The sequence below is a fragment of the Nocardioides scoriae genome, from assembly GCF_900104965.1.
GTDB classification, from domain to species: domain Bacteria; phylum Actinomycetota; class Actinomycetes; order Propionibacteriales; family Nocardioidaceae; genus Marmoricola; species Marmoricola scoriae.
Genome location: NZ_LT629757.1, coordinates 1315818 through 1337870 on the forward strand (window position 1 = coordinate 1315818; position 22053 = coordinate 1337870).

Sequence of the window (22053 nt, forward strand, 5' to 3'; positions counted from 1 at the left end):
CTCAGGCCTGCTCCACGTCGACCTGGCCGTCGGCGTACCACTTGCGGATGACCTTCTTGTCGAACTTGCCCACGCTGGTGCGCGGGACCTCGTCGATGAAGGCCCAGGCGTCGGGCAGCTGCCACTTGGCGAAGTCCTTGGCCAGGAAGTCGCGCAGCTCGGCCGGCGTCACGCTCGCGCCCTCGCGCACCACCACCGAGGCCAGCGGGCGCTCGTCCCACTTCTCGTCGGGTATCGCGACCACCGCCGCCTCCACGACCGCCTCGTGGGCCATCAGGGCGTTCTCGAGGTCGACCGAGGAGATCCACTCCCCGCCCGACTTGATGACGTCCTTGGAGCGGTCGGTGAGCGTGATGAAGCCGAGCTCGTCGAGCTTGCCGACGTCGCCGGTGCGCAGCCAGCCGTCGTGGAACTTCGCGGCCGCCTCGGGGTCGTCCGACTTGTAGTAGGCCCCCGTCACCCAGGGTCCACGCACCTCCAGCTCCCCCACCGCCGCGCCGTCGGTCGCCATCACCTCGCCCGCGTCGTCGACGATGCGGCCCTCGACGCCGCACAGCAGCCGGCCCTGGGTGCCGCGGTAGTGCCAGGCCTCGTCGGTCCCCTCCTCGACGCCGAGCGGGGGCCGCCCGGCCGAGGCGACCGGGGAGGTCTCGGTCATCCCCCACGCCTGGCGCACCTCGATGCCGTGCTTGTCCCACAGGCCCTTCTGCAGCGAGAGCGGCACCGCCGAGCCGCCGCACAGGATCAGCCGCAGCGACTCCGGCTTGGCCTCCGGGTGGCGGTCGAGGTGGCCGAGGACGTCGTTCCACACCGTCGGCACCGCCCCCGAGACCGTCGGGCGCGACGCCGCCATGAACCGGCACAGCGGCTCGGCCTGCAGCCAGCGGTCGGGCATGCACAGCGACGCCCCGCTCATGAGGGCGGCGTACACGAGACCCCAGGCGTTGGCGTGGAACTGCGGCACGATCGGCAGCACCCGCGCGTGGGCGTCGAGCCCGGCCACCGTGCCGGTCCAGATCGCCATCGAGTGCAGGTACGCCGACCGGTGGCTGTAGACGACGCCCTTGGGGTTGCCCGTGGTGCCGCTGGTGTAGCACATCGCCGCGGCGTCGCGCTCGTCCAGCTCGGGCCAGGGGAACGTCTCCGGCTGGGCGGCCAGGAGCTCGTCGTACAGGTGGACCTGCTTGCCGGAGGCCCGCAGCGCGTCGAGGTCGGCGTCGGCCGCCTCGGGGCCGGCGACCAGCACGTGCTCGACGGTCGTCATCTCCCGCAGGTGCGGCGCCAGCAGCGGCACCAGCGAGCCGTCGACCACCACGACCCGGTCCTCGGCGTGGTTGGCGATGTAGACGAGCTGGTCGGCGGGGAGCCGGATGTTGAGGGTGTGCAGGACCGCACCCATCGAGGGCACCGCGAGGTAGGCCTGCAGGTGCTCGGCGTTGTTCCACATGAAGGTGCCCACGCGCTGGTCGCCGTCGATGCCGAGCCCGCGCAGCGCCCCGGCCAGCTGGGCCACGCGCACGCCGAGCTCGGCGTAGGACATCGAGCGGGTGCCGTCGGCCGTCGCCGTGACCACCTCGGAGTCGCGGTGCACCGTGGTGCCGTGGCGGGTGATGGCGCCGATGGTCAGCGGGACGTCTTGCATGGTGCTGCGCATGGGGGTCCTTCCGGGCCGGTGTGACGGGTGGCACAGAGCCTCCCGCACCGGGTGGGCGAAGACCAGCCCCAGGCCCACCTCGTGCCCGGCCCACGCCCGCCCTGGACCCGAGCCGGGCGCCGCCGCCGGGCCGTCTCCTAGGGTCGGGGGCGTGACTGCTGCCACCTCGGACCCCGACTTCACCACCCGCCCGACCCTCACCGGCACCTTCGGCATGGTGTCCTCCACCCACTGGCTGGCCTCCCAGGCCGCGATGCGGATGCTCGAGCTGGGCGGCAACGCCTTCGACGCCGCGGTGGCGGGCGGCTTCGTCCTCCACGTCGTCGAGCCGCACCTCAACGGCCCCGGTGGCGACCTGCCGGCCGTCGTGGCCACGGCCGCCGACCCGCGCCCGCGGGTGCTGTGCGGCCAGGGCCCGGCCCCGGCGGCGGCCACGCCCGAGGCGTTCGCGGCGATGGGCCTCGACCACGTGCCGGGGTCCGGACCGGTGGCGGCCTGCGTGCCGGGCGCCGTCGACGCCTGGCTGCTGCTGCTGCGCGACCACGGGACGCTGCCGCTGGCGGCGGTGCTGGAGCCGGCCATCGGCTACGCCCGCGACGGCCACCCGCTGCTGCCCCGGGTGGCGGCCACGATCGAGCGGGTGCGCGGGCTCTTCGAGCAGGACTGGCCGACCTCGGCCGAGCTGTGGCTGCCCGGCGGCCGGGTCCCCGCGGCCGGCGAGCTGTTCGCCAACCCGGCGTACGCCGCGGTGCTGGAGCGGCTGGTCGCGACCGGCACGGCCGCCGGCACCGAGGTGGCCACCCAGGCCGAGGCCGCCCGCCGCGAGTGGGCCCACGGGTTCGTCGCCGAGGCGGTCGAGGCCGCCGCCGAGCAGCCCCGCCACTCCGGCCACCCCGGGCTGGTGCGCGGCAGCGACCTGGCGGCGTACGCCGCGGGCTGGGAGGACGCGACCACCGCGACCTGGCACGGCGTCGAGGTGGCCAAGATCGGGCTGTGGGGCCAGGGTCCCGCCCTGCTCCAGGTGCTGGCGATGCTCGACGTGCTGGCCGCCGAGCACGGCCCCGACGTGCTCGACCCCGACACCGAGCTCGGCATCCACTGCGTGACCGAGACCTGGAAGCTGGCCATGGCCGACCGCGAGGCGTGGTTCGGCGAGGCCTCCCCCGTCACGCCCGAGCAGCTCCTCGACCCGGCGTACGTCGCCGCGCGGGCCGCGCTGGTCGGCGAGACGGCCGACCTCGGGCTGCGCCCCGGGTCCCCCGGCGGCCACGAGCCGCGGCTGGCCGCGCACGTGCACCGGCTGCTGGCCGGCGAGGACACCGGGCGTGCGGCCGACGTCACCACCGGCGAGCCCACCGTCGAGCGCGACGGCACCACCCGCGGCGACACCTGCCACCTCGACGTCGTCGACCGCTGGGGCAACCTCGTCTCCGCGACCCCCAGCGGCGGCTGGCTGCAGAGCTCGCCCACGATCCCCGGGCTGGGCTTCTGCCTGGGCAGCCGGGCCCAGATGTTCTGGCTCGACGAGGGCCTGCCCGCCTCGCTGGCGCCGGGCGCGCGGCCCCGCACCACCCTCACCCCCACCCTGGTGCTGCGCGACGGCGAGCCGGTGCTGGCGTGCGGCTCGCCCGGCGGCGACCAGCAGGACCAGTGGCAGACGCTGTTCCTGCTGCGCCACGTCGTCGGCGGGAAGAGCCTGCAGCAGGCGATCGACGCCCCGATGTTCCACACCGACTCCTTCCCGGGCTCCTTCCACCCCCGCGAGATGCAGCCGGGGTCGCTGACCGTCGAGGCGCGCGTCGGCGCCGACGTGGTCGAGGGCCTGCGCCGCCGGGGCCACGTCGTCACCACCGCGGGCCCGTGGTCGCTGGGCCGGATGTGCGCGGTCACGCGCGACCCCGCCACCGGCCTGCTGGCGGCCGGGGCGAACCCGCGCGGGATGCAGGGCTACGCGGTGGGCCGGTGACCCCCGTCCCCGAGGGCTCCCGGGTCACCCTCGAGGACGTCGCCCGGCACGCCGGGGTCTCGCGCGCCCTGGTCTCGATCGTGATGCGGGGCGCCAAGGGGGCGGGCGAGCAGACCCGCGCCCGGGTGCTGGCCGCGGCCGACGAGCTGGGCTACCGACCCGACGTGCGCGCCCGGGCGCTCGCGGGCCAGCGCTCCCGGCTGATCGGCGTCACCTTCGGCGTCGCGGGCAGCTTCCACTTCGACCTCCTCGAGGGGCTGTACGCCGCCGCCCGCGACCACGGCCACGAGCTCGTGCTGAGCGCCCTGACCCGCGGGCGCGACGAGCAGGCGGCCGTGCTCTCGCTGCAGGACTTCCGCTTCGACGCGCTCGTGATGCTCGCCCCGCAGACCCCCGCCCCGCTGCTGGCCGGCACCGTGCCGGTCGTGGTCGTGGGCTGGCAGGTCGACGACCCCCGCGTCGACGTCGTCCGCACCTCCGACACCTCGGCCCTCGACCAGGCGGTCGACCACCTCGTGGGGCTCGGCCACCGCGACGTCGTCCACCTCGACGGCGGGTCCGGCCTGGTCGCGGCCTCGCGACGGTCGGCGTACGCCGCGGCGATGGCGCGCCACGGCCTGGAGCGGCACGCGCGCGTCGTGAGCGGCGGCGAGACCCAGCTCGACGGCATGCGGGCCGCCCGCGAGCTGATCGCGGGTCCGCTGCCCACGGCCGTGGTCGCCTACAACGACGACGTGGCCGTCGCCGCGCAGGGCGTGCTCGCCCAGCACGGCGTCGACGTGCCGGGCCGGGTCTCGGTCGTGGGCCTCGACGGCCAGGAGGTCTCCGGCCTGTCGCCCCGGGTGCTCACCACGCTGGTGCAGGACCCGGTCGCCCTGGCCCGGGCCGCGATCGAGCGGGCCGTGGCCCGCGCGGAGGCGGCGCCCGGCCCCGGCGGGCCGGACGGAGGCCGCGAGCTGGTGCTCGAGCCCGTCCTGCGGGTCGGCGGCACCACCGCCGCTCCCCCGCCGCACCCGTAGCCCCGGTCGTTGACACCGCCTCGGGGCGGCTCCTACGCTCCCTGCTAGAGCGCTCTAGTCAGGAGACCCGCATGGCCCTCGCCCCCGCCCGGACCTGGGAGTACGACCCCTTCGCCCCGGGGTTCTACGACCACGCCTTCGACACCTACCGGCTGATGCGCGACCAGGCGCCGGTCTACCGCAGCGAGAAGTGGGGCTGGTACGCCCTGACCCGCTTCGAGGACGTCCGGGCGGTGCTGACCGACCCCGACACCTACCGCTCCTTCGAGGGCATGGACATCGACGACACCGAGCAGGACCAGGCCGGCCCGGGCTCGCTGCCCAACATGGACAACCCGCGCCACGACGAGATCCGCCGGATCGTGCAGCCGTGGTTCCTGCCCCGGCGGGTCGGTGCCCACGAGGACGCCGTCCGGGCGGTCGTGCGCCGGCTGCTGGCCGGCGTCGAGGCGAACGGTCGCGCCACCGGGCGCGCCGACCTGGCCCGCGACCTCGCCTGGCCGCTGCCCTTCGACGTGTTCTTCAGCCTGATGGGGTTCCCCGACGCCGCGGACCAGGGCCGCGCCCAGCTGGAGCGGTGGATGCACGAGCAGAAGGGCCGGGTCGCGGGCACGCCGCACCTGACGCCCGCGGCCACCTGTGCGACCGCCCGGATCAACGAGTTCTTCGTCGAGGTCCTCGAGCAGCGCCGCCGCCAGCCGCAGCAGGACCTGGTCTCCCACCTGGTGCGGGCCGACATCGACGGCGTGCCCTTCGCCGACGAGCACATCACCCCCACCTCCGAGGTGCTCGGGCTGATGATGGTGCTCTTCCTGGGCGGCGTGGAGTCGACGGCCGGCCTCACCGCGACGATGTTCAAGCTGCTCGCCGAGCACCCCGACCAGCGCGCGCTGCTGGTCGCCGACCCCTCGCTGGTGCCGGTCGCCGTCGAGGAGACCCTGCGGATGGCCACGCCGCTGCAGCTGACGGCCCGCACCACCTCGCGCGAGGTGGTGCTCCACGGCACCACCATCCCCCGGGGCGCCCGGGTCGTCGCCGTCACCGGTGCCGCCAACCGCGACGAGCGCGCCTTCGAGCGGCCCGACGCGTTCGACCTCACCCGCGGCCGCGTGCGCCACCTCGGCTTCGGCGAGGGCGTCCACGGCTGCCTCGGCGCCCACCTGGCCCGCCTCGAGGCCACGGTCGCGCTCCAGGAGGCGCTGCCGGTGCTCGGCGACTACGCCCTCGACGGCGCTCCGGGGTTCTACCCGAGCTCGCCCAACATGTACTGCTGGGCCTCGCTGCCCGTGCGGCTCGGCCCTCGGGCCGCCGACCTGTCGACCCCCCGGCCGACCACCGAGCCGGTCACCGCACCGGCCGCACCGCACGCCGAGCGGCTGACCGCGGTCCGCGTGGTGGCCAAGGAGCCGGCCGCCGACGCCGTGGTCGCGCTCACGCTGGAGCCCGTCGGCGACGACCTCCCCGGCTGGGGTCCCGGCGCCCACGTCGACCTGGTCCTCGGCGACGACGTGGCCACGCGGCAGTACTCCCTGTGCGGCGACCCGGCCGACCCGTCGTCGTACCGCCTCGGCGTGCTGCGCGACGACGCCGGCCGCGGCAGCTCGCGCCACGTCCACGACCGGCTCGAGGTCGGCGACGTCGTCGCGGTCCGCGGCCCGCGCCAGCACTTCGCGCTGCAGCCGGCGGCGTCGTACCTCTTCGTCGCGGGGGGCATCGGCATCACTCCGCTGCTGCCGATGGTCGCCGCCGCGGAGGCCGCGGGCGCCGACTGGCGGCTGGTGTACGGCGGCCGCACGCGCTCGTCGATGGCCTTCCTCGACGAGCTGGCGGCGTACGGCGACCGCGTGGCCGTGCGCCCGCAGGACGAGCACGGCCTGCTCGACCTGCCCGCCCTGCTGCACGAGCCGGCGCCCGGCACGCTGGTCTACTGCTGCGGTCCCGAGGCGCTGCTCGACGCGGTGGAGCAGCACTCGCGGCACTGGCCCCCGAGCACCCTGCACGTCGAGCGGTTCGCGCCCCGCACCCCGACCGCCCCGGTCCGCGACACCGCCTTCGAGGTGGTGCTGCGCCGCAGCGGGCTGGTGCTGGAGGTGCCGCCGGAGCGGTCGGTGCTCGAGGTCGTCGAGGCGGCCGGCGTGCCCACGCAGTCGTCGTGCGCCGAGGGCACCTGCGGGTCGTGCGAGACGCGGGTGCTGACCGGACGGCCCGACCACCGCGACTCCGTGCTCGACGCCGCCGAGCGCGAGCGGGGCGACTGCCTGATGATCTGCGTCTCGCGCTCGTGCGACCCGCAGCTCGTGCTCGACCTCTGAACGCGGACGACCCCCGCCCGGTCTCAGCAGCGGTGAGACCGGACGGGGGCCGGTGTCCGGGCAGGGCGGCCCGGGAGGTGTGACGGATCCGGGGAGCCACCCCGCACCCGTCAGGCGGGAGCCCTGCCCGGGGTCTCCTCGAGGGTCGTGGCGCCGGTCATGATCGCCACCGCCTCGTTGGGGGTGTGGCTCTTCGGGGTGATGACGCCGGCGCAGCGCCCGAGCCGCTGGATGTGGATCCGGTCGGCCACCTCGAACACGTTGGGCATGTTGTGGCTGATGAGGATGACCGGCAGGCCGCTCTCGCGCACCCGGTTGATCATGTTGAGCACCTGGTTGGTCTCCTTGACGCCCAGCGCCGCCGTCGGCTCGTCGAGCACGATCAGCTTCTTGGCGAAGGCCGCGGCACGGGCCACGGCGACCGCCTGGCGCTGGCCACCGGAGAGCGTCTCCACGGGCTGCGACATGTTCTGCAGGGTGCCGATGCCGAGGTCCGACATCGACTGGCCGGCACTGTCGCGCATGCCCTTGTGGTCGAGCATGCGGAAGATCGAGCCGAGCGGGCCCGAGCGCCGCATCTCGCGGCCCAGGAACATGTTGGCCGCGATGTCGAGGGCCGGCGCCACCGCGAGGGTCTGGTAGACCGTCTCGATGCCGGCCTCGCGGGCCTCCTGGGGACGCTTGAAGTTGACGACCTCGCCGTCGAGGCGGACCTCGCCGGCGTCCGGCACGATGGCCCCGGTCGCCGCCTTGATGAGGGTCGACTTGCCGGCGCCGTTGTCGCCGATGATCGCGAGGACCTCGCCCGGGTAGAGGTCGAAGTCGACGCCGTCCAGGCCGACGACGCGGCCGAAGGTCTTGACCAGGCCCCTCGCGGAGAGGACCGGCGTGCGTCCGTCGTTGCTGGTGGTGTGGCCGGTCTCGGCCGTCGTGGCGGTCATGCCCGCACCTTCCTGATCCACTGGTCGATGGAGACGGCGATGATGACGAGCAGGCCGATGGTCAGCACCCGCCACTGGTCGTCCACGCCGGCCAGCGAGAGGCCGGTGCGGAAGAAGCCGACGATGAGCGCACCCAGCAGGGTGCCGAACACGGCGCCGCGACCACCGAAGAGGCTGGTGCCGCCGATGACGACCGCGGTGATGGACTCCAGGTTTGCGTCCGCCGCGGCGTTGGGACCGGCAGCGCCGGCGCGGCCGATGAGGACCCACGCCGTGATGCCGTAGATGAGGCCGGCGACCGTGTAGACCGAGAGCAGCACGCGGTTGGTCGAGATGCCGACCAGGCGGGCGGCCTCGGGGTCGTTGCCCACGGCGTACACGTGGCGGCCCCAGGTGGTCTGCTTGAGGGCGAAGGCCACGACGGCGTACATCGCGAGCACCATCAGCACGCCGGTGGTGAGCCGGAAGTCGCCGATCGGGATGACCGTGCCGGTCCAGGACATCAGGTCGGGCATCGAGGAGCCCGAGATGCTCTGGCCGCCGGAGTAGAGCAGCGCCATCGCGGTGAACACGCTCAGCGTGCCGAGCGTGACGATGAACGGTGGCAGCTTGAGCCGTGTCACGAGCAGGCCGTTGATGGCGCCTGCGGCGGTGCCGGCCAGGATGCCGAGCACGATGGCGACGATGCCGGGGACGCCCTGCTCGGCGCTCAGCTTGGCGCTGAACAGCATCGCGAGGATGGCGATCGCGCCGACCGAGAGGTCGATGCCCGCGGTCAGGATGATGAGGGTCTGGCCGATCGCCAGGGCCCCGACGACGGCGACCTGCTGCAGGATCAGCGAGGTGGTGCGCAGCGTGCCGAAGTTGGGGTTGAGGTACGTGAAGACCAGCCACGAGACGACGAGCACCAGGAACGGGCTGATGGCCGGGTGCGCGTGCAGGGTGTGCTGGACGCGCTGGATCGGGGACTGGCGCCGCTTGGCGAACTGCTCCGCGGCGGTGTTGGACGGTGGGGGCGTGCTGGGTGTGGTGGTGTCGGTGGCTGTGGACACGGCTCTTCCTCCTTGGCCGTTGGTGAACGCAGCAGTGGCCCGGGCCTCCGGAGACCGTGGGCTCCGGGCCACTGCTGCGCTGGTGCGGGTCAGACGTGCGGGGTCTCAGCCCCAGCAGATCTTGGCGGCCTCGGTGGTGTCGATGGAGTCGACGCCGTCGGCCGGGGTGTCGGTGACGAGCGCGACACCGGTGTCGAAGAAGTCCAGGCCCTCGCTGGGCTTGGGGGCCTCGCCGCCGTCGGCGATCTTCTTGATCGCCTCCACACCGAGCTCGGCCATCTTCACGGGGTACTGCTGCGAGGTGGCACCGATGACGCCGTTCTTGACCTGGTCGACGCCGTCGCAGCCGCCGTCGATCGAGGAGATGAGCGCGCCCTGGACGCCGGCCTGCTTCAGCGCGCCGTTGGCGCCGACAGCCGCGGGCTCGTTGATCGTGTAGACGACGTTGATGTCCTTGTTCTTGGACAGGCAGTTCTCCATGGCCGTGCGGCCACCGTCCTCGGAGCCCTGGGTGGGCTCGTTGCAGACGATCTCGTAGTCGCCGCCGTCGTAGCTGCCGGTGGCGTCCTCGTCACCGTTCTTCTTCTTGTCCTTGGTGTCGATCCCCATGCCGGTCAGGAAGCCCTGGTCGCGGTTGTAGTCGACCGAGACGATCTTGTCGTTGAACAGGTCGAGCATGGCGATGGTCGCCTTCTCGCCCTTCAGCTGGGTCTTGGTCCACTCGCCGATCAGCTCGCCGGCCTTGAAGTTGTCGGTGGCGAAGGTGATGTCGACCGTGTCGGCCGGGTCGGGCGGGGTGTCGAGGGCGATGACGTAGAGGCCCGCGTCGCGCGCCTTCTTGATCGCCGGGTTGACGCCCGGGCCGTTGGGGGTGATGAGGATGCCCTGGTCGCCGTTGGCGATGGCGTTCTCGATGGCCTGGATCTGGCCCTGCTCGTCGCCGTCCTCCTTGCCGGCCGCGATGGACAGCTTGACGCCGTCCTTCTTGGCGGCCGTCTTGGCGCCCTCCTGCATGGCGACGAAGAACGGGTTGACCGAGTCCTTGGTGATGAGCGTGACCGCGGTGTCGCCGGAGTCGCCGCTGCCGCTGCCTCCGCCGCTGCCGCAGGCCGTGAGCGCCATGGTGGCCACACCGAAGGCGGCGACGACCGCTGCGCGCCGGCCTCTCGTGATGTTGAGCATCTGGTTCTACCTTTCGACTGCAACGTCCCCGCAGGTGGCTCCTGACCGGTGGTGACAACGTTGTCTGCTGCGGTACTCTGCTCTCCGTCCTCGGGTGTGTCAAGGGTCACAGCCCACTCTTGACAACGATGTCAGGGATCTGGTCCAGTCCAGGTCGTGTCGGTCGCCGAGGGGAGGTTCCATATGTCAGGACATTCAGACATGATGCCGGCCCGTCGTGCGCCGGAGCGCGCCACGATGCACGACGTGGCCCGACGCGCCGAGGTCTCGATCAAGACGGTCTCGCGCGTGGTCAACGGCGAGCCGGGGGTCTCCGAGGCCCTCGCGACCCGGGTCCGGACCGCCGTCCAGGAGCTGGGCTACCGCCACAACCTCGCGGCGAGCAACCTGCGGCGCGGCCAGCGGACCGCCTCCATCGGCGTGCTGGTCGACGACCTGGGCAACGCCTTCTGCAGCGAGGTGCTGCGCGCGATCGAGGACCGCGCCCGCGGCCGCGGCATCGTGCTGCTCGCCTCCAGCACCGACGAGGACGTCGACCGCGAGCGCGAGCTCATCGACGGCCTGCTCTCGCGCCGCATCGACGGCATGATCGTGATGCCGACCGGGCGCGACCAGCGCCACCTCACCGTCGAGCACGCCGACGGGGTGCCCGTGGTGACCGTGGACCGCCGGCCGGCCGACCCCGGCATCGACGGCGTCGTGGTCGACAACGCCGGTGGGGCCCGCACGGCCGTCGCCCACCTCCTCGCCCACGGCCACCGCCGCATCGGGATCCTCGGCGACGCCAGCGACATCGTCACCGCCCTGGAGCGGCGCGACGGCTACCGCCGGGCGCTCGCCGACGCGGGCCTGCCCCACGACCCCGCCCTGGAGCGCCTCGGCGCCCGCACCCGGGAGGAGGCGTCCGCCCACGCCACCGAGCTGCTCGCGCTCGCCGATCCCCCGACGGCGTTCTTCGCCGCCCGCAACGTGCTGTGCACCGGGGTCGTCGACGCGCTGCGGCGGCAGGGGCGCTCCCACGAGGTCGGCCTGGTCGGCTTCGACGACGTGCCGCTCGCCGAGCTCCTCGACCCCCCGGTCACCGTCATCCGCCAGGACACCCGCGCCATCGGCGAGCAGGCGATGGACCTGCTGCTCGCGCGGCTCGACGGCGACCAGGGACCCGGTCGCGTCGTGGACCTGCCCACCGAGCTGGTCGTGCGCGGGTCCGGCGAGATCCCGGCGCCCGCGGTCGACCGCGGCTGAGCCCACCGCAGCGCGTGCCGCGACCCGGCCTCAGCGCGAGGGCAGGTGGGTCCGCGGGGCCATCCGGGCACCGTGGCGCGGGCGCCGCAGGCCCGCGAGCTCGACCAGGCGCTGCACGCGGTGGCGGTGCCCGGCGTACGGCGCCAGCAGCTCGGCCAGCCCGTCGTCGTCGACCGGCTCCCCCGTCAGCACCCACCCGACGTTCTTCGCCACGTGGTAGTCGCCGAAGCTGACCGAGTCGGCGTCGCCCAGGGCGCGCGAGCGCACCTCGGCGCTGGTCCAGACCCCGATCCCCGGCAGCGTGCGCAGCCGCCGGTCGAACTCCACCGGGGTCTCGCGTCCGGCGCGCTCCAGCGCCGTCGCCACCCGGGCCGCCGCCAGCACCGGGCGCGACCGGCCGCCGTCGACGTGCAGCGCCAGCCACTCCCACGAGGGCACCTGCCGCAGCTGCTCCGGCGTCGGCTGCAACCACAGCCGCACCTCGGGGTCGGGCTGGGCGGGCGGGCCCGGGGCGCGCTCGCCGAAGCGGTGCACCAGGGTGCGGAACCCCGCGAAGGCCTCCTGGCCGGTCACCTTCTGCTCCAGGATCGCGGGCAGCAGCGCCTCCATCACCAGGCCGGTGGCCCCCAGGCGCCAGTCGCCGAAGCGGCGCCACGCCTGTGCGAGCGGCGGGGGCGGCACGAACCCGCTGGGGTCGTCCTCGGCCCCCAGCATCCGCGGCACCGAGTCGAGCACCCACGCCGCGCCGTCGCCCCAGGCGGTGGCGTCCACCTCTGCGTCGGCCGGGCGGCTGAGCAGGCGCAGGCTCGCCGGGCCCTCGGGGGTGCGCACGCCGCGCCAGATCGCGCCATCGGCGGTGCGGCGGAACGTCGGGTCGCCCCCGCCGCGCCGGTGGGTCGAGAGCACCACCGGGACAGGGCACGGCCAGCCGGGCCGCCACACCCGCGTCAGCGCGGGAGCGGTGCCGGGGGCCATGCCCGCAGCGTATGCCGGGCGCTGTCGGTGCCCCCGGACACAATGGCCCCATGCTGCTCGCCCGCCTCGTCGAGGTGTCCACGCAGGTCGCCTCCACCCGCTCGCGGCTGGCCAAGCGCGACCTGATCGCCGGCCTGCTCCGGGAGGTGACCGGCGACGAGCTCGACCTCGTCGCCACCTACCTCTCCGGCACCCTGCGCCAGCGCCGCACCGGCCTGGGGTGGCGCGGCGTGGCCGCGCTGCCGCCGCCGGCTGCCACGGCCACCGTCGAGCTCCTCGAGGTCGACGCCGGCCTCGAGCGGATCGCCGCGCTCGCCGGTCCCGGATCCGCCGGCGCCCGCCGGGAGGCGGCCACATCGCTGTTCGCCCGCCTCACCGCCCCGGAGCAGGAGCACCTGCGCAACCTGGTCACCGGCAACGTGCGCCAGGGCGCGCTCGACTCCGTGGTGCTCGACGCGATCGCCACGGCCGCCGACGTGCCGCTGGCCGAGGTGCGCCGGGCCGCGATGTTCAGCGCACCCACCGGGCCCATCGCCGTGGCCGCGCTGGGCGGCGGCGCCGAGGCGCTGGCCGGCTTCTCGATGCTGGTGGGCCGGCCGGTGCGCCCGATGCTCGCGGGCACCGCCCCCGACGTGGCGGCGGGCGTCGCCAAGGCCTCCCCCGACGCCGCCCTGGCCGTCGACACCAAGCTCGACGGCATCCGGATCCAGGTGCACAAGCACGGCGACGAGGTGCTGGTCTTCACCCGCAGCCTCGAGGAGATCGGCGAGCGGCTGCCCCAGGTGGTCGCGGTCGCCCGGTCGCTGCCCGCCGACGACCTGGTGCTCGACGGCGAGGCGCTGGCCCTCGACGAGACCGGGCGGCCGCGACCGTTCCAGGAGACCGCCTCCGGCACCGCCACCCACGGCCCCTCGGCGGCCGCCGACGCCGGCGTCCGGCCGTTCTTCTTCGACCTGCTCCTCGACGGTCCCGACTCCCTCGTCGAGGTGCCCACCCGCGAGCGCCTGGCCCGGCTCGACGCCGTCGTGCCCGAGGAGCACCGGGTCGCCCGCCTGGTCACCGACTCCCCCGAGGCCGCCCAGGACTTCTTCACCGACGTCGTCGCCCAGGGCCACGAGGGCGTCGTCCTCAAGCGCCTCGACGCGCCCTACGACGCCGGCCGCCGCGGGTCCGCGTGGGTCAAGGTCAAGCCGCGCCACACCCTCGACCTGGTGGTGCTCGGCGTCGAGTGGGGCAGCGGCCGGCGCCAGGGCTGGTTGTCCAACCTCCACCTCGGCGCCCGCGACGACCGCCCCGGCCACGAGGGCTTCGTGATGCTCGGCAAGACGTTCAAGGGCCTCACCGACGAGCTGCTGGCCTGGCAGACCGAGCGCTTCCTCGCCCTGGAGTCCCGCCGCACCACCGGCACCGTCTTCGTGCGCCCCGAGCAGGTCGTCGAGATCGCCTTCGACGGCGTCCAGCGCTCCACCCGCTACCCCGGCGGCGTGGCCCTGCGGTTCGCCCGGGTGCTGCGCTACCGCGACGACAAGCCGGCCGACGAGGTCGACGGGGTCAGCGCGCTGCGTGCACTCGTGCCCGGCGGCGCCCCGTGAGCCAGAAGCTGAGCACCACGTAGTAGGCGACGTAGGCCAGCGAGACCGCGAGCCAGACCGGTGAGGGGTCGGGCAGCTGCGCCAGCAGCACGGCGTACGCCGCGAGCCAGGTGGTGGTGAGCACCAGCGTCAGCGCCTGCAGCGACTCGGTGCGCGAGGGGTAGACGTAGCCCACCGGCACGAAGACCAGCACGGTGCACACCAGCAGCAGCACGGTGACCACCGGGGTGCCGAGGTCCATCACCACGACGTAGAACGCCAGGATGTTCCAGTAGCTGGGGAACCCCAGGAACAGGTGGTCGTCGGTCTTCGCGTCCACCCGGCAGAACTGGTACGCCGAGGCCAGCAGCGGGACCACCGCGAGCACGGTCGCGCTGGTGCCCTCGCCGAGGTAGCCGAAGCTCCACAGCAGCACCATCGGCGTGAAGGCGTAGGTCAGGTAGTCGACGATGTTGTCGAGCAGGGCGCCGTCGAACCACGGGACGTGCCGCTTGACCTCCAGCGCCCGGGCCAGCATCCCGTCGGTGCCGTCAACCAGCATCGCCACCAGGGCCAGCCACAGCGCCCGCTCGAGGTCGCGGTCGAGGACCGCGATCAGCGTCAGCATCGCCAGGGCGGTGCCGGAGGCGGTGTAGAGGTGGACCAGCCAGGCGGCCAGCTGGCGGCCGGGCCCGCCGGGTCGCTCCTGGGGTCCGGGTGACGGGGGTGCAGCGTCACGGCTGACGTGCGTCGAGTCCACTGGCGTCCTTCGTCGGGGGGCCCCATGGTCTCCGATGCCGCCGTCGGATGCGAACCGGCGGTGACCGTGTCGGTACGATTTCGCCCGTGAAGAGTGGCCGGACGTCGTCTCCCCTCGTCCAGCTCGTCGTCTTCGCAGGGGTGGGCGCGGCGTTCAACGTCGTCTACGCCCTGCTCTACCTGCTGCTGCGCGTGTGGTGGGACGCACAGCTGGCCAACGCCGTCGCCCTGGTGCTCTCGACCATCGCGGGCACCTGGGGCCACCGCCGGGTCACCTTCGGGGTCCGGGGCACGGCGCGCACCGTGCGCCACCAGGTGCTCGGGCTCGCGCTGCTGGCGTTCAGCCTCGCGGTCACCTCCGGCTCCCTGTGGCTGCTCGACCAGGCCAGCGCGGGCGACCCGTCGCGGCGCGCCGAGGTGGCCGTCCTGGTCGCCGCCAACCTGGGCTGCGGGCTGGTGCGGTTCGTGCTCTTCCGGCTGGCGATGGTGCCGGCCGACGTGCGCCGCCGCGAGGTCGCGCCCGCCTGAGGTCGGCCGGTCGGGGCCGGGCCCGCACTTCGGTACACATGTGTAAACCGCAGTTGCACTACCATCGCACGATGAGCACGACGCGGACGACCCCTCGCCAGCCGGCTGCCGCACGGCGCCGGGCGCGCGAGCTCGAGATCCTCACCGCCACCCGGGAGCTCTTCGACGAGACCGGCGTCCGCGACGCCCAGATCGAGGACATCGCCCGGGCCGTGGGGGTGAACCGGGCGATCATCTACCGCCACTTCAGCGGCAAGGAGGAGCTGTTCGCGCTCACCCTGGTCAGCTACCTCGAGGACCTCGAGACCGAGCTCGCGGGAGCCGCGGCCGCCCGCACCACGCCGCCCGAGCAGCTGGTGGCCGTGGTCGAGGCGTTCGTCGACTTCGGCGTCGCCCACCCGGCCTTCGTGGACTGCGCGCAGACGCTGATGCGCCGTCCGGGTCCCGAGCTGCTGGAGGAGATCAGCGAGAGCGCGCTGTTCCGGCTCGGCCGGGGCATCGCCGCCTGCCTCGCCCGGCTCCGCGACGTGCTGGTGGCCGGCAACGAGGCCGGTGACTTCCGGGTCGAGGACCCACGCCTGCTGGCCAACCACATGTACGCCAGCGGCCTCGGCGCCCTGCAGCTCGCCCGCGTCGGGATGCTCGTGGGCGAGTCGTCCCCCGGGGTGCCCGAGATCGCGCCGGTCTCGGCCGACGAGGTCCGGCGCAACGTCGTCGCGACCGCCCGCGCCCTGGCCGCCGGCGCCTGAGGCGCTCGGGCGGCACCACACCCGCCGCGTCGCGACGGGTGGGGGCGGGACGGCGCTGGCACGCGGGGGGACCTCCAGCGCCGTCCCGGATCGGGGTGGGGCTCAGCGCTCCAGGATCGCGGTGACGCCCTGGCCGCCGGCGGCGCAGATCGAGATCAGGCCGCGGCCGCCCTCACCGGTGGCCGCCATCTTCTGGTCGAGCAGCTTGGCCAGGTTGGCCACGATCCGGCCACCGGTCGCCGCGAAGGGGTGACCGGCCGCCAGCGAGGACCCGTTGACGTTGAGCTTGGCGCGGTCCACCGAGCCGAGCACGGTGTCCAGGCCCAGGCGCTCCTTGCAGAACACCGGGTCCTCCCAGGCCTTGAGGGTCGAGAGCACCTGCGAGGCGAACGCCTCGTGGATCTCGTAGAAGTCGAAGTCCTGCAGGGACAGGTCGTGGCGCGCGAGCATCCGCGGCACGGCGTACGCCGGGGCCATGAGCAGGCCCTCGCCGCCGTGGACGAAGTCGACGGCCGCGGTCTCGGCGTCGACGAACCAGGCCAGCACCTTGATGCCGTGCTCGGCCGCCCACTCCTCGGTGCCGAGCAGCACGGCCGAGGCGCCGTCGGTCAGGGGCGTGGAGTTGGCCGCCGTCATGGTGGCCGCCTCGCCCTTGCCGAAGACCGGCTTGAGGGTGGCGAGCTTCTCCAGCGAGGAGTCGGCGCGCAGGTTCTGGTCGCGCTCGAGCCCGTTGAAGGGCGTGATGAGGTCGTCCTGGAACCCGGCGTCGTACGACGCGGCGAGACGGTGGTGGGAGGTGACCGCCAGCTCGTCCTGGGCCTCGCGGGTGACCTGCCACTCCAGCGCCGTCAGCGCGGCGTGCTCGCCCATGGAGAGCCGGGTGCGGGGCTCGCCGTTCTGGGGGACCTCGATGCCGAGGTCGGTGGGCCGGATCGCGCCGAGCGCCTTGAGGCGGCTGACGTTGTCCTTCTGCTGGTTGACCTTGATCAGCTTCTTGCGCAGCTTCTCCGAGATCGCGATGGGCGCGTCGGAGGTGGTGTCGGCACCACCGGCGATGCCGGCGTCGATCTGGCCGAGCGCGATCTTGTTGGCGACGTAGACCGCCGCCTGGAGGCCGGTGCCGCACGCCTGCTGCAGGTCGACGGCCGGGGTCTCGGGCGCCAGCTTCGAGCCGAGCACCGACTCCCGGGTGAGGTTGAAGTCGCGGCTGTGCTTGAGCACGGCGCCGGCCACGACCTCGCCGAGCCGCTGGCCCTGCAGGCCGTAGCGGGTCACGAGCCCGTCGATGGCCGCCGTCAGCATCTCCTGGTTGGAGGCGTTGGCGTAGACGGAGTTCGAGCGGGCGAACGGGATCCGGTTGCCGCCGAGCACGGCGACGCGGCGCGTCTGGGACTGCATCAGGTGTCTGCTCCTTGGTTGGTCCGGCACGACCCATCCTGACCCAGCGGTGGGGCAGGATGAACGCACTGAGTGCCACGTCACGAAAAATGGACGCCGAGTTACACCCGTCGTTACATTGACGACGTACTGACGAGTAGCAACCCCGCCCCAGACTAGAGGACCGTGATGTCTGACCGATACCAGTTCTTCACCTCGACCCCCATCGGCAAGCTGGTCGTCAAGAACCTCGGGCTCCCCGCGCCGACCCCGCTCGTGCGCTGGACCGAGGGCGCCCCGCTCGTCGACGGCACCGTCGTGACCGGGGGCCGGGGCCGCCTCGGCAAGAGCCTGGTCGTCGCCCTCGACGACCTCGGCATCGCCAACGTCGCCGTCCCCACGACCGGCGAGCGCTACCGCGGCCTGGTCTTCGACGCCACCGGCCTGACCTCGGCCGAGGAGCTCGTCGAGCTGCAGCGCTTCTTCACCCCGCTGATGCGCAGCCTCACCTCCTGCGCACGCGTCGTCGTGCTCGGCACCGTGCCCGAGCAGACCGACAGCGCCGGCGAGCGGGTCGCCCAGCGCGCCCTGGAGGGCTTCACCCGCTCCCTGGGCAAGGAGATCGGGCACGGCAGCACGGTCAACCTCGTCCACGTCGCCCCCGGCGCCGAGGAGACGCTGGCCTCCACCCTGGCCTTCTTCCTCTCCCCCAAGAGCGCCTACGTCTCGGGCCAGGTCGTCCGCCTGGGCGCCACCGGCACCACCGAGGCCGGCACGGTCGCCGACCCGGCCCGTCCCCTCGCCGGCACGGTCGCCGTGGTCACCGGCGCCTCGCGCGGGATCGGCGAGCAGATCGCCCGGGTGCTGCACCGCGACGGGGCCAAGGTCCTCGGCGTCGACGTGCCCCAGGCCGCCAGCGAGCTGCAGGCCGTGATGCGCGAGATCGAGGGCGACCACCTCGTCCTCGACATCACCGCCAAGGACGCACCGCAGCGGATCGCGCAGCACGTGAAGAACACCTACGGCCAGGTGGCTGCCGTCGTCCACAACGCCGGCATCACCCGCGACAAGAAGCTGGCCAACATGGCCGAGGACCGCTGGTCCTCGGTCATCGGGGTCAACCTCATGGCCCCGGAGCGGATCTCGCGCGAGCTGCTCGAGCAGGGCCTGGTCGCCCAGAACGGCCGCATCGTGGGCGTCTCCTCGATCGCCGGCATCGCGGGCAACGTCGGCCAGACCAACTACGCCGCGTCCAAGGCCGGCGTCATCGGCCTCGTGGACGCCCTGGCCGACGTGGTCGACAACGGCGTGACCGTCAACGCGGTGGCGCCCGGCTTCATCATCACGCAGATGACCGCCGCGGTGCCCTTCGCGACCCGGGAGGTCGGCCAGCGCATGAACGCCATGTCGCAGGGCGGGCTGCCGGTCGACGTCGCCGAGGCGATCGCGTGGTACCTCTCCCCCGGCTCGACCGCCGTCAACGGCAACGTCGTGCGGGTCTGCGGCCAGATGATGCTGGGCGCATGACCGACCGCACGGTGCAGGGGCAGCCCGGCGGGCTGCCGATGATGCTCAAGGCCGCGCTGCCCGTCCTGCCCGGGGTCAACCTGCTCCCCGGCGTCGCCCGGCACGGCACCGAGCTGCCCGACCTGGTGCTGCGCCGCGAGGGGGTGGCGGTGGACCCGGCGCACGTCGCGGCGTACGCCCGGGTCTGCGGCTTCGAGCCCAGCCAGGTGCTGCCGGTGACCTACCCGCACATGCTGGCCTTCGGCCTGCACATGGGGATCATGACCGACCGGTCGTTCCCGTTCCCGGCGATCGGCACCGTCCACCTGGGCAACGCGATCACCTCCCACCGGCCGCTCGCACCCACCGAGCGGCTCGACGTCTCGGCCACGGCCCGCGACCTGCGGCCCCACCCCAAGGGACGGGTCTTCGACCTGGTCACCGAGGTCTCGGCCGACGGCGAGCGCGTCTGGGAGTCGACCTCGACCTACCTCCGGGTCGGCCGGGGCGAGGAGGGCGCGCGCGTCGAGGGCGAGCCCTTCGACGTCGTGCGCGGCACCGGGCTGACCTGGCGGCTGCCGGGCGACCTGGGCCGGCGGTACGCCGCCGTGTCCGGCGACCACAACCCGATCCACCTCTACCCGCTGACCGCCCGGGCGTTCGGCTTCAAGCGCCAGATCGCCCACGGCATGTGGTCCAAGGCGCGCTGCGTGGCCGCCTTCGCCAACCGGCTCGGGGACGCCTCGCGCGTCGAGGTCGAGTTCAAGAAGCCGGTCTTCCTGCCGGGGTCGGTCGCCTTCGGGTCCCGCACCGCCGAGGACGGCCTGGACTTCTCCCTCACCGACCCGCGCAGCGGCAAGCCGCACCTGGTGGGCCGGGCCCGCCGCCTCTGAGCGGCGGGCCGGGCGCCGGGGCCCCGCGGGGACTCAGCCCCGGCGCAGCCCGAACCCGACGAGCGTGGAGCGCGAGCCCGACGAGGTCTCCAGCCGCTGGGAGAACTTGGCGGTCGTGGACCTCCAGGTGCCGAGGTCGTCGGTGCCGTCGCCGTCCCAGTCGCCCACGACCGGGAGCTCGCCGGGACCGCCGTAGGTCACGGTGCGCGAGCTCGTGCCCGAGGTGCCGATCGTCAGCAGCCGCCACGTCCCCGTGGTCGGGCGGTAGACGCCGAGGTCGTCGGCGCCGTTGCCGTCCCAGTCGCCGACGACCGGCTGCTCGCCGGTCTGGCCCCACACGTAGCTCTTGAGGGTGCCGTCGGTCCGGCGGAGCACGAAGGTGTGCGACGACCAGCGGTACCAGCCCAGCTCCGCCCGTCCGTCGCCGTTCCAGTCGCCGCTCAGCGGGGCGTCCGAGCCCGTGCCCAGGCCCGCGACCGTCGCGGTGGCGCCGGTGCGACCGCGCAGCTGCCAGCTCGAGGAGCCGAGCCCCCGGGTGCCGACCTGCGAGGTGCCGTCGCCGTCGAAGTCGCCGACGACCGGGGTGTCGCCCGCCCGGCCCCAGGCGATGGTCTGCTTGCCCGCCGGGGCCCGCAGCAGGAAGCGTCCGCCGGTGGCCGTGGGGCGCCACACGCCCGGCTCGTCCTTGCCGTCGCCGTCCCAGTCGCCGGCCAGCGGCCGGTCGCCGCAGCTGCCGGAGGCGGCGGTGGCGCCGAAGATCCAGCGGGTCCGGGTGAACCACGGCGCGAAGTAGGCGCCGCCGAGCCGCTCCTCGAAGTGCAGGTGCGGACCGGTCGAGCCGCCGCTGCTGCCGACGTAGCCGATCAGGTCGCCCTGGTCGACGACCTGGCCGACGGTGGCCACGATCGCGTTCAGGTGGGCGTAGAGCGTGGTCCAGCCGTTGCCGTGGTCCACCACGACGTAGCGGCCGTAGCTGGTGGTGAGGGAGCGCGTCAGGGTGACCACGCCCGGCGCGCTGGCCAGGGCCGGCTTGCCGAGGTCGTCGGGGGTGTTCCAGTCGACGGTCCAGGCGCTGGGCGAGTGCGACGCCCGGCTGCTGCCGGTCCACGACTGGCCACAGGTGAAGGGCATCTCGAAGTCGGGGCCGGTGGCGGGGTCCACGGTCACCGTGCGGGCGGACTCGGGTCCCATGCGGCCCGACCCGTGACCGGCGTCGCTGGCGGCCGCGGCCGGACCGGCAGCCAGGGCGGTGGAGACGCCCAGGGCCGCGCCCAGCGCGAGGGTGATGCCGGTCAGGAGCGGCGTGCGCCGGGTCCCCCGGTCGTCACGTCGAAGCCTGATCACATGAACCACATCCGTCACTCGAGCCGCTTGGGTGCTCAGAAAGTAACGGAGCTAACGGCGTGTCGTCACCATTGTGCGAATATTTGCGCTATTAGGTGACGACTTCGCCCGATTCAGTCCGCGTCGCGGACGCGGATCAGCCCCTCCTGGGCGACGGTCGCGACCAGCACGCCGTCGCGGGTGAACACGCGCGCCAGGCCCAGGCCGCGACCACCGGAGGCCGAGGGCGACACCTGGTCGTAGAGCCACCAGTCGTCGGCCCGGAACGGCCGGTGGAACCACACGGCGTGGTCCAGCGACGCCGCCTGCAGGCCCGGCGAGCTGATCTCCAGGCCGTGGGGCACGAGCGCGGCGGCCAGCAGCGTCATGTCGCTGGCGTAGGTGAACGCCGCGACCTGGGTGAGCCGGTCGTCGGGCAGCGCGCCGCTGATCCGGATCCACAGCCGCGACCGGGCCGCCCGGCCGTCGTGAGGGAGGCTGCCGCCGGGCCGGGTGTCGCCGGCGTGGCGGATCTCCAGGACGTCCCACTCCCGCTTCCAGCGCTCGGCCACCTCGGGCGGGCCCTGGGTGACGTCGACCAGGCTCGGGCAGTCCTCGGGAGCCGGGACCTCGGGCATCGGGTCCTGGTGCTCGAGCCCGTCCTCGGGGACCTGGTGGTTGGAGGTGAGCGCGAAGATCGGGCGGCCGTGCTGGCGCGCGATCACGCGGCGGGTGGCGAAGCTGCGGCCCTCGCGGAGAGTGTCGACGTCGTACACGATCGGGACGGAGGTGTCGCCCGGGCGCAGGAAGTAGGAGTGCAGGCTGTGCACGACGTAGCGCTCCGGGACCGTGCGCGAGGCCGCCACCAGGGCGTGGGCGGCGACCTGGCCGCCGAAGACGCGCTGCAGCTGGGTGTCGGGCTGCTGGCCACGGAACAGGTTGTCCTCGATGGCCTCGAGGTCGAGCAGCGCGAGCAGCTCGTCGACGGACTGGGGCACGGG

At 73.8% G+C, this 22053-nt stretch carries 18 protein-coding genes; 9 read left to right on the forward strand and 9 right to left on the reverse strand.

Annotation, left to right across the window (positions count from 1 at the left end):
* Window position 1 precedes the first annotated feature (1 nt).
* The gene (locus tag BLU55_RS06345; protein WP_091727389.1) at window positions 2-1654 is read right to left on the reverse strand and encodes a fatty acid--CoA ligase; all 1653 of its coding nucleotides are present in this window, start codon (window positions 1652-1654) and stop codon (window positions 2-4) included.
* A gap of 151 nt (window positions 1655-1805) precedes the next feature.
* Here BLU55_RS06345 and BLU55_RS06350 point away from each other — a divergent pair, with 151 nt between their 5' ends.
* From BLU55_RS06350 to BLU55_RS06360, 3 genes are all read left to right on the forward strand, one after another.
* A complete protein-coding gene (locus BLU55_RS06350; protein ID WP_331713756.1) occupies window positions 1806-3620 on the forward strand; it encodes a gamma-glutamyltransferase family protein in 1815 nt (604 codons plus the stop codon).
* Window positions 3617-4639 (forward strand): LacI family DNA-binding transcriptional regulator, encoded by a 1023-nt coding sequence (locus BLU55_RS06355; RefSeq protein ID WP_231917080.1) that lies wholly within the window; start codon window positions 3617-3619, stop codon window positions 4637-4639. The genes BLU55_RS06350 and BLU55_RS06355 overlap by 4 nt, the downstream gene beginning before the upstream one ends.
* Window positions 4640-4710: 71 nt before the next feature.
* Window positions 4711-6951, forward strand: coding sequence for a cytochrome P450/oxidoreductase (locus BLU55_RS06360; protein ID WP_091727392.1), 2241 nt, complete (start codon window positions 4711-4713; stop codon window positions 6949-6951).
* A gap of 110 nt (window positions 6952-7061) precedes the next feature.
* Here BLU55_RS06360 and BLU55_RS06365 read toward each other — a convergent pair whose 3' ends face one another.
* The 3 genes from BLU55_RS06365 to BLU55_RS06375 form a co-directional block, all read right to left on the reverse strand.
* The gene (locus BLU55_RS06365) at window positions 7062-7892 is read right to left on the reverse strand and encodes an ATP-binding cassette domain-containing protein (RefSeq protein WP_091727395.1); all 831 of its coding nucleotides are present in this window, start codon (window positions 7890-7892) and stop codon (window positions 7062-7064) included.
* Complete coding sequence (locus BLU55_RS06370; protein WP_091727397.1) at window positions 7889-8944, reverse strand: ABC transporter permease; 1056 nt, start codon at window positions 8942-8944, stop codon at window positions 7889-7891. The genes BLU55_RS06365 and BLU55_RS06370 overlap by 4 nt, the downstream gene beginning before the upstream one ends.
* Before the next feature lie 105 nt (window positions 8945-9049).
* Window positions 9050-10126, reverse strand: coding sequence for a substrate-binding domain-containing protein (locus BLU55_RS06375; RefSeq protein WP_091727400.1), 1077 nt, complete (start codon window positions 10124-10126; stop codon window positions 9050-9052).
* A 246-nt stretch (window positions 10127-10372) separates the two neighbouring features.
* Between BLU55_RS06375 and BLU55_RS06380 the strand changes: the two genes are divergently transcribed.
* Window positions 10373-11371: a LacI family DNA-binding transcriptional regulator gene (locus tag BLU55_RS06380; RefSeq protein ID WP_197681116.1), complete on the forward strand. Its 999-nt coding sequence runs from the start codon at window positions 10373-10375 to the stop codon at window positions 11369-11371.
* 30 nt (window positions 11372-11401) lie between these two features.
* On the opposite strand, the gene BLU55_RS06385 is transcribed toward BLU55_RS06380, so the two are convergent.
* Window positions 11402-12346, reverse strand: a complete 945-nt coding sequence (locus BLU55_RS06385; RefSeq protein ID WP_091727405.1) for a DNA-3-methyladenine glycosylase family protein — start codon at window positions 12344-12346, stop codon at window positions 11402-11404.
* Between the two features lie 50 nt (window positions 12347-12396).
* On the opposite strand from BLU55_RS06385, the gene BLU55_RS06390 reads away from it, so the two are divergent.
* Window positions 12397-13938 (forward strand): ATP-dependent DNA ligase, encoded by a 1542-nt coding sequence (locus tag BLU55_RS06390; protein ID WP_091727408.1) that lies wholly within the window; start codon window positions 12397-12399, stop codon window positions 13936-13938.
* On the opposite strand, the gene BLU55_RS06395 is transcribed toward BLU55_RS06390, so the two are convergent.
* The gene (locus BLU55_RS06395) at window positions 13898-14677 is read right to left on the reverse strand and encodes a CDP-alcohol phosphatidyltransferase family protein (protein WP_231917081.1); all 780 of its coding nucleotides are present in this window, start codon (window positions 14675-14677) and stop codon (window positions 13898-13900) included. The genes BLU55_RS06390 and BLU55_RS06395 overlap by 41 nt on opposite strands.
* An 86-nt stretch (window positions 14678-14763) precedes the next feature.
* On the opposite strand from BLU55_RS06395, the gene BLU55_RS06400 reads away from it, so the two are divergent.
* Both BLU55_RS06400 and BLU55_RS06405 read left to right on the forward strand, forming a co-directional pair.
* Window positions 14764-15204 carry a GtrA family protein gene (locus tag BLU55_RS06400; protein ID WP_157682754.1) on the forward strand — a complete coding sequence of 147 codons (441 nt, stop codon included), beginning with the start codon at window positions 14764-14766 and terminating at the stop codon, window positions 15202-15204.
* 71 nt (window positions 15205-15275) lie between these two features.
* Entirely contained in the window at window positions 15276-15953 is a 678-nt protein-coding gene (locus BLU55_RS06405) for a TetR/AcrR family transcriptional regulator (protein ID WP_091727414.1), read from the forward strand.
* A gap of 102 nt (window positions 15954-16055) precedes the next feature.
* Here BLU55_RS06405 and BLU55_RS06410 read toward each other — a convergent pair whose 3' ends face one another.
* Window positions 16056-17351 (reverse strand): acetyl-CoA C-acetyltransferase, encoded by a 1296-nt coding sequence (locus tag BLU55_RS06410; protein ID WP_091727416.1) that lies wholly within the window; start codon window positions 17349-17351, stop codon window positions 16056-16058.
* 168 nt (window positions 17352-17519) lie between these two features.
* Between BLU55_RS06410 and BLU55_RS06415 the strand changes: the two genes are divergently transcribed.
* Window positions 17520-18857 (forward strand): 3-oxoacyl-ACP reductase, encoded by a 1338-nt coding sequence (locus tag BLU55_RS06415; RefSeq protein ID WP_091727419.1) that lies wholly within the window; start codon window positions 17520-17522, stop codon window positions 18855-18857.
* Window positions 18854-19729: a MaoC family dehydratase gene (locus BLU55_RS06420; RefSeq protein ID WP_091727422.1), complete on the forward strand. Its 876-nt coding sequence runs from the start codon at window positions 18854-18856 to the stop codon at window positions 19727-19729. The genes BLU55_RS06415 and BLU55_RS06420 overlap by 4 nt, the downstream gene beginning before the upstream one ends.
* Window positions 19730-19762: 33 nt before the next feature.
* On the opposite strand, the gene BLU55_RS06425 is transcribed toward BLU55_RS06420, so the two are convergent.
* Both BLU55_RS06425 and BLU55_RS06430 read right to left on the reverse strand, forming a co-directional pair.
* Window positions 19763-21073 carry a VCBS repeat domain-containing M23 family metallopeptidase gene (locus BLU55_RS06425; protein ID WP_091727426.1) on the reverse strand — a complete coding sequence of 437 codons (1311 nt, stop codon included), beginning with the start codon at window positions 21071-21073 and terminating at the stop codon, window positions 19763-19765.
* A 113-nt stretch (window positions 21074-21186) separates the two neighbouring features.
* The gene (locus BLU55_RS06430) at window positions 21187-22050 is read right to left on the reverse strand and encodes an acyl-CoA thioesterase (protein ID WP_091727429.1); all 864 of its coding nucleotides are present in this window, start codon (window positions 22048-22050) and stop codon (window positions 21187-21189) included.
* Between the last annotated feature and the right edge of the window lie 3 nt (window positions 22051-22053).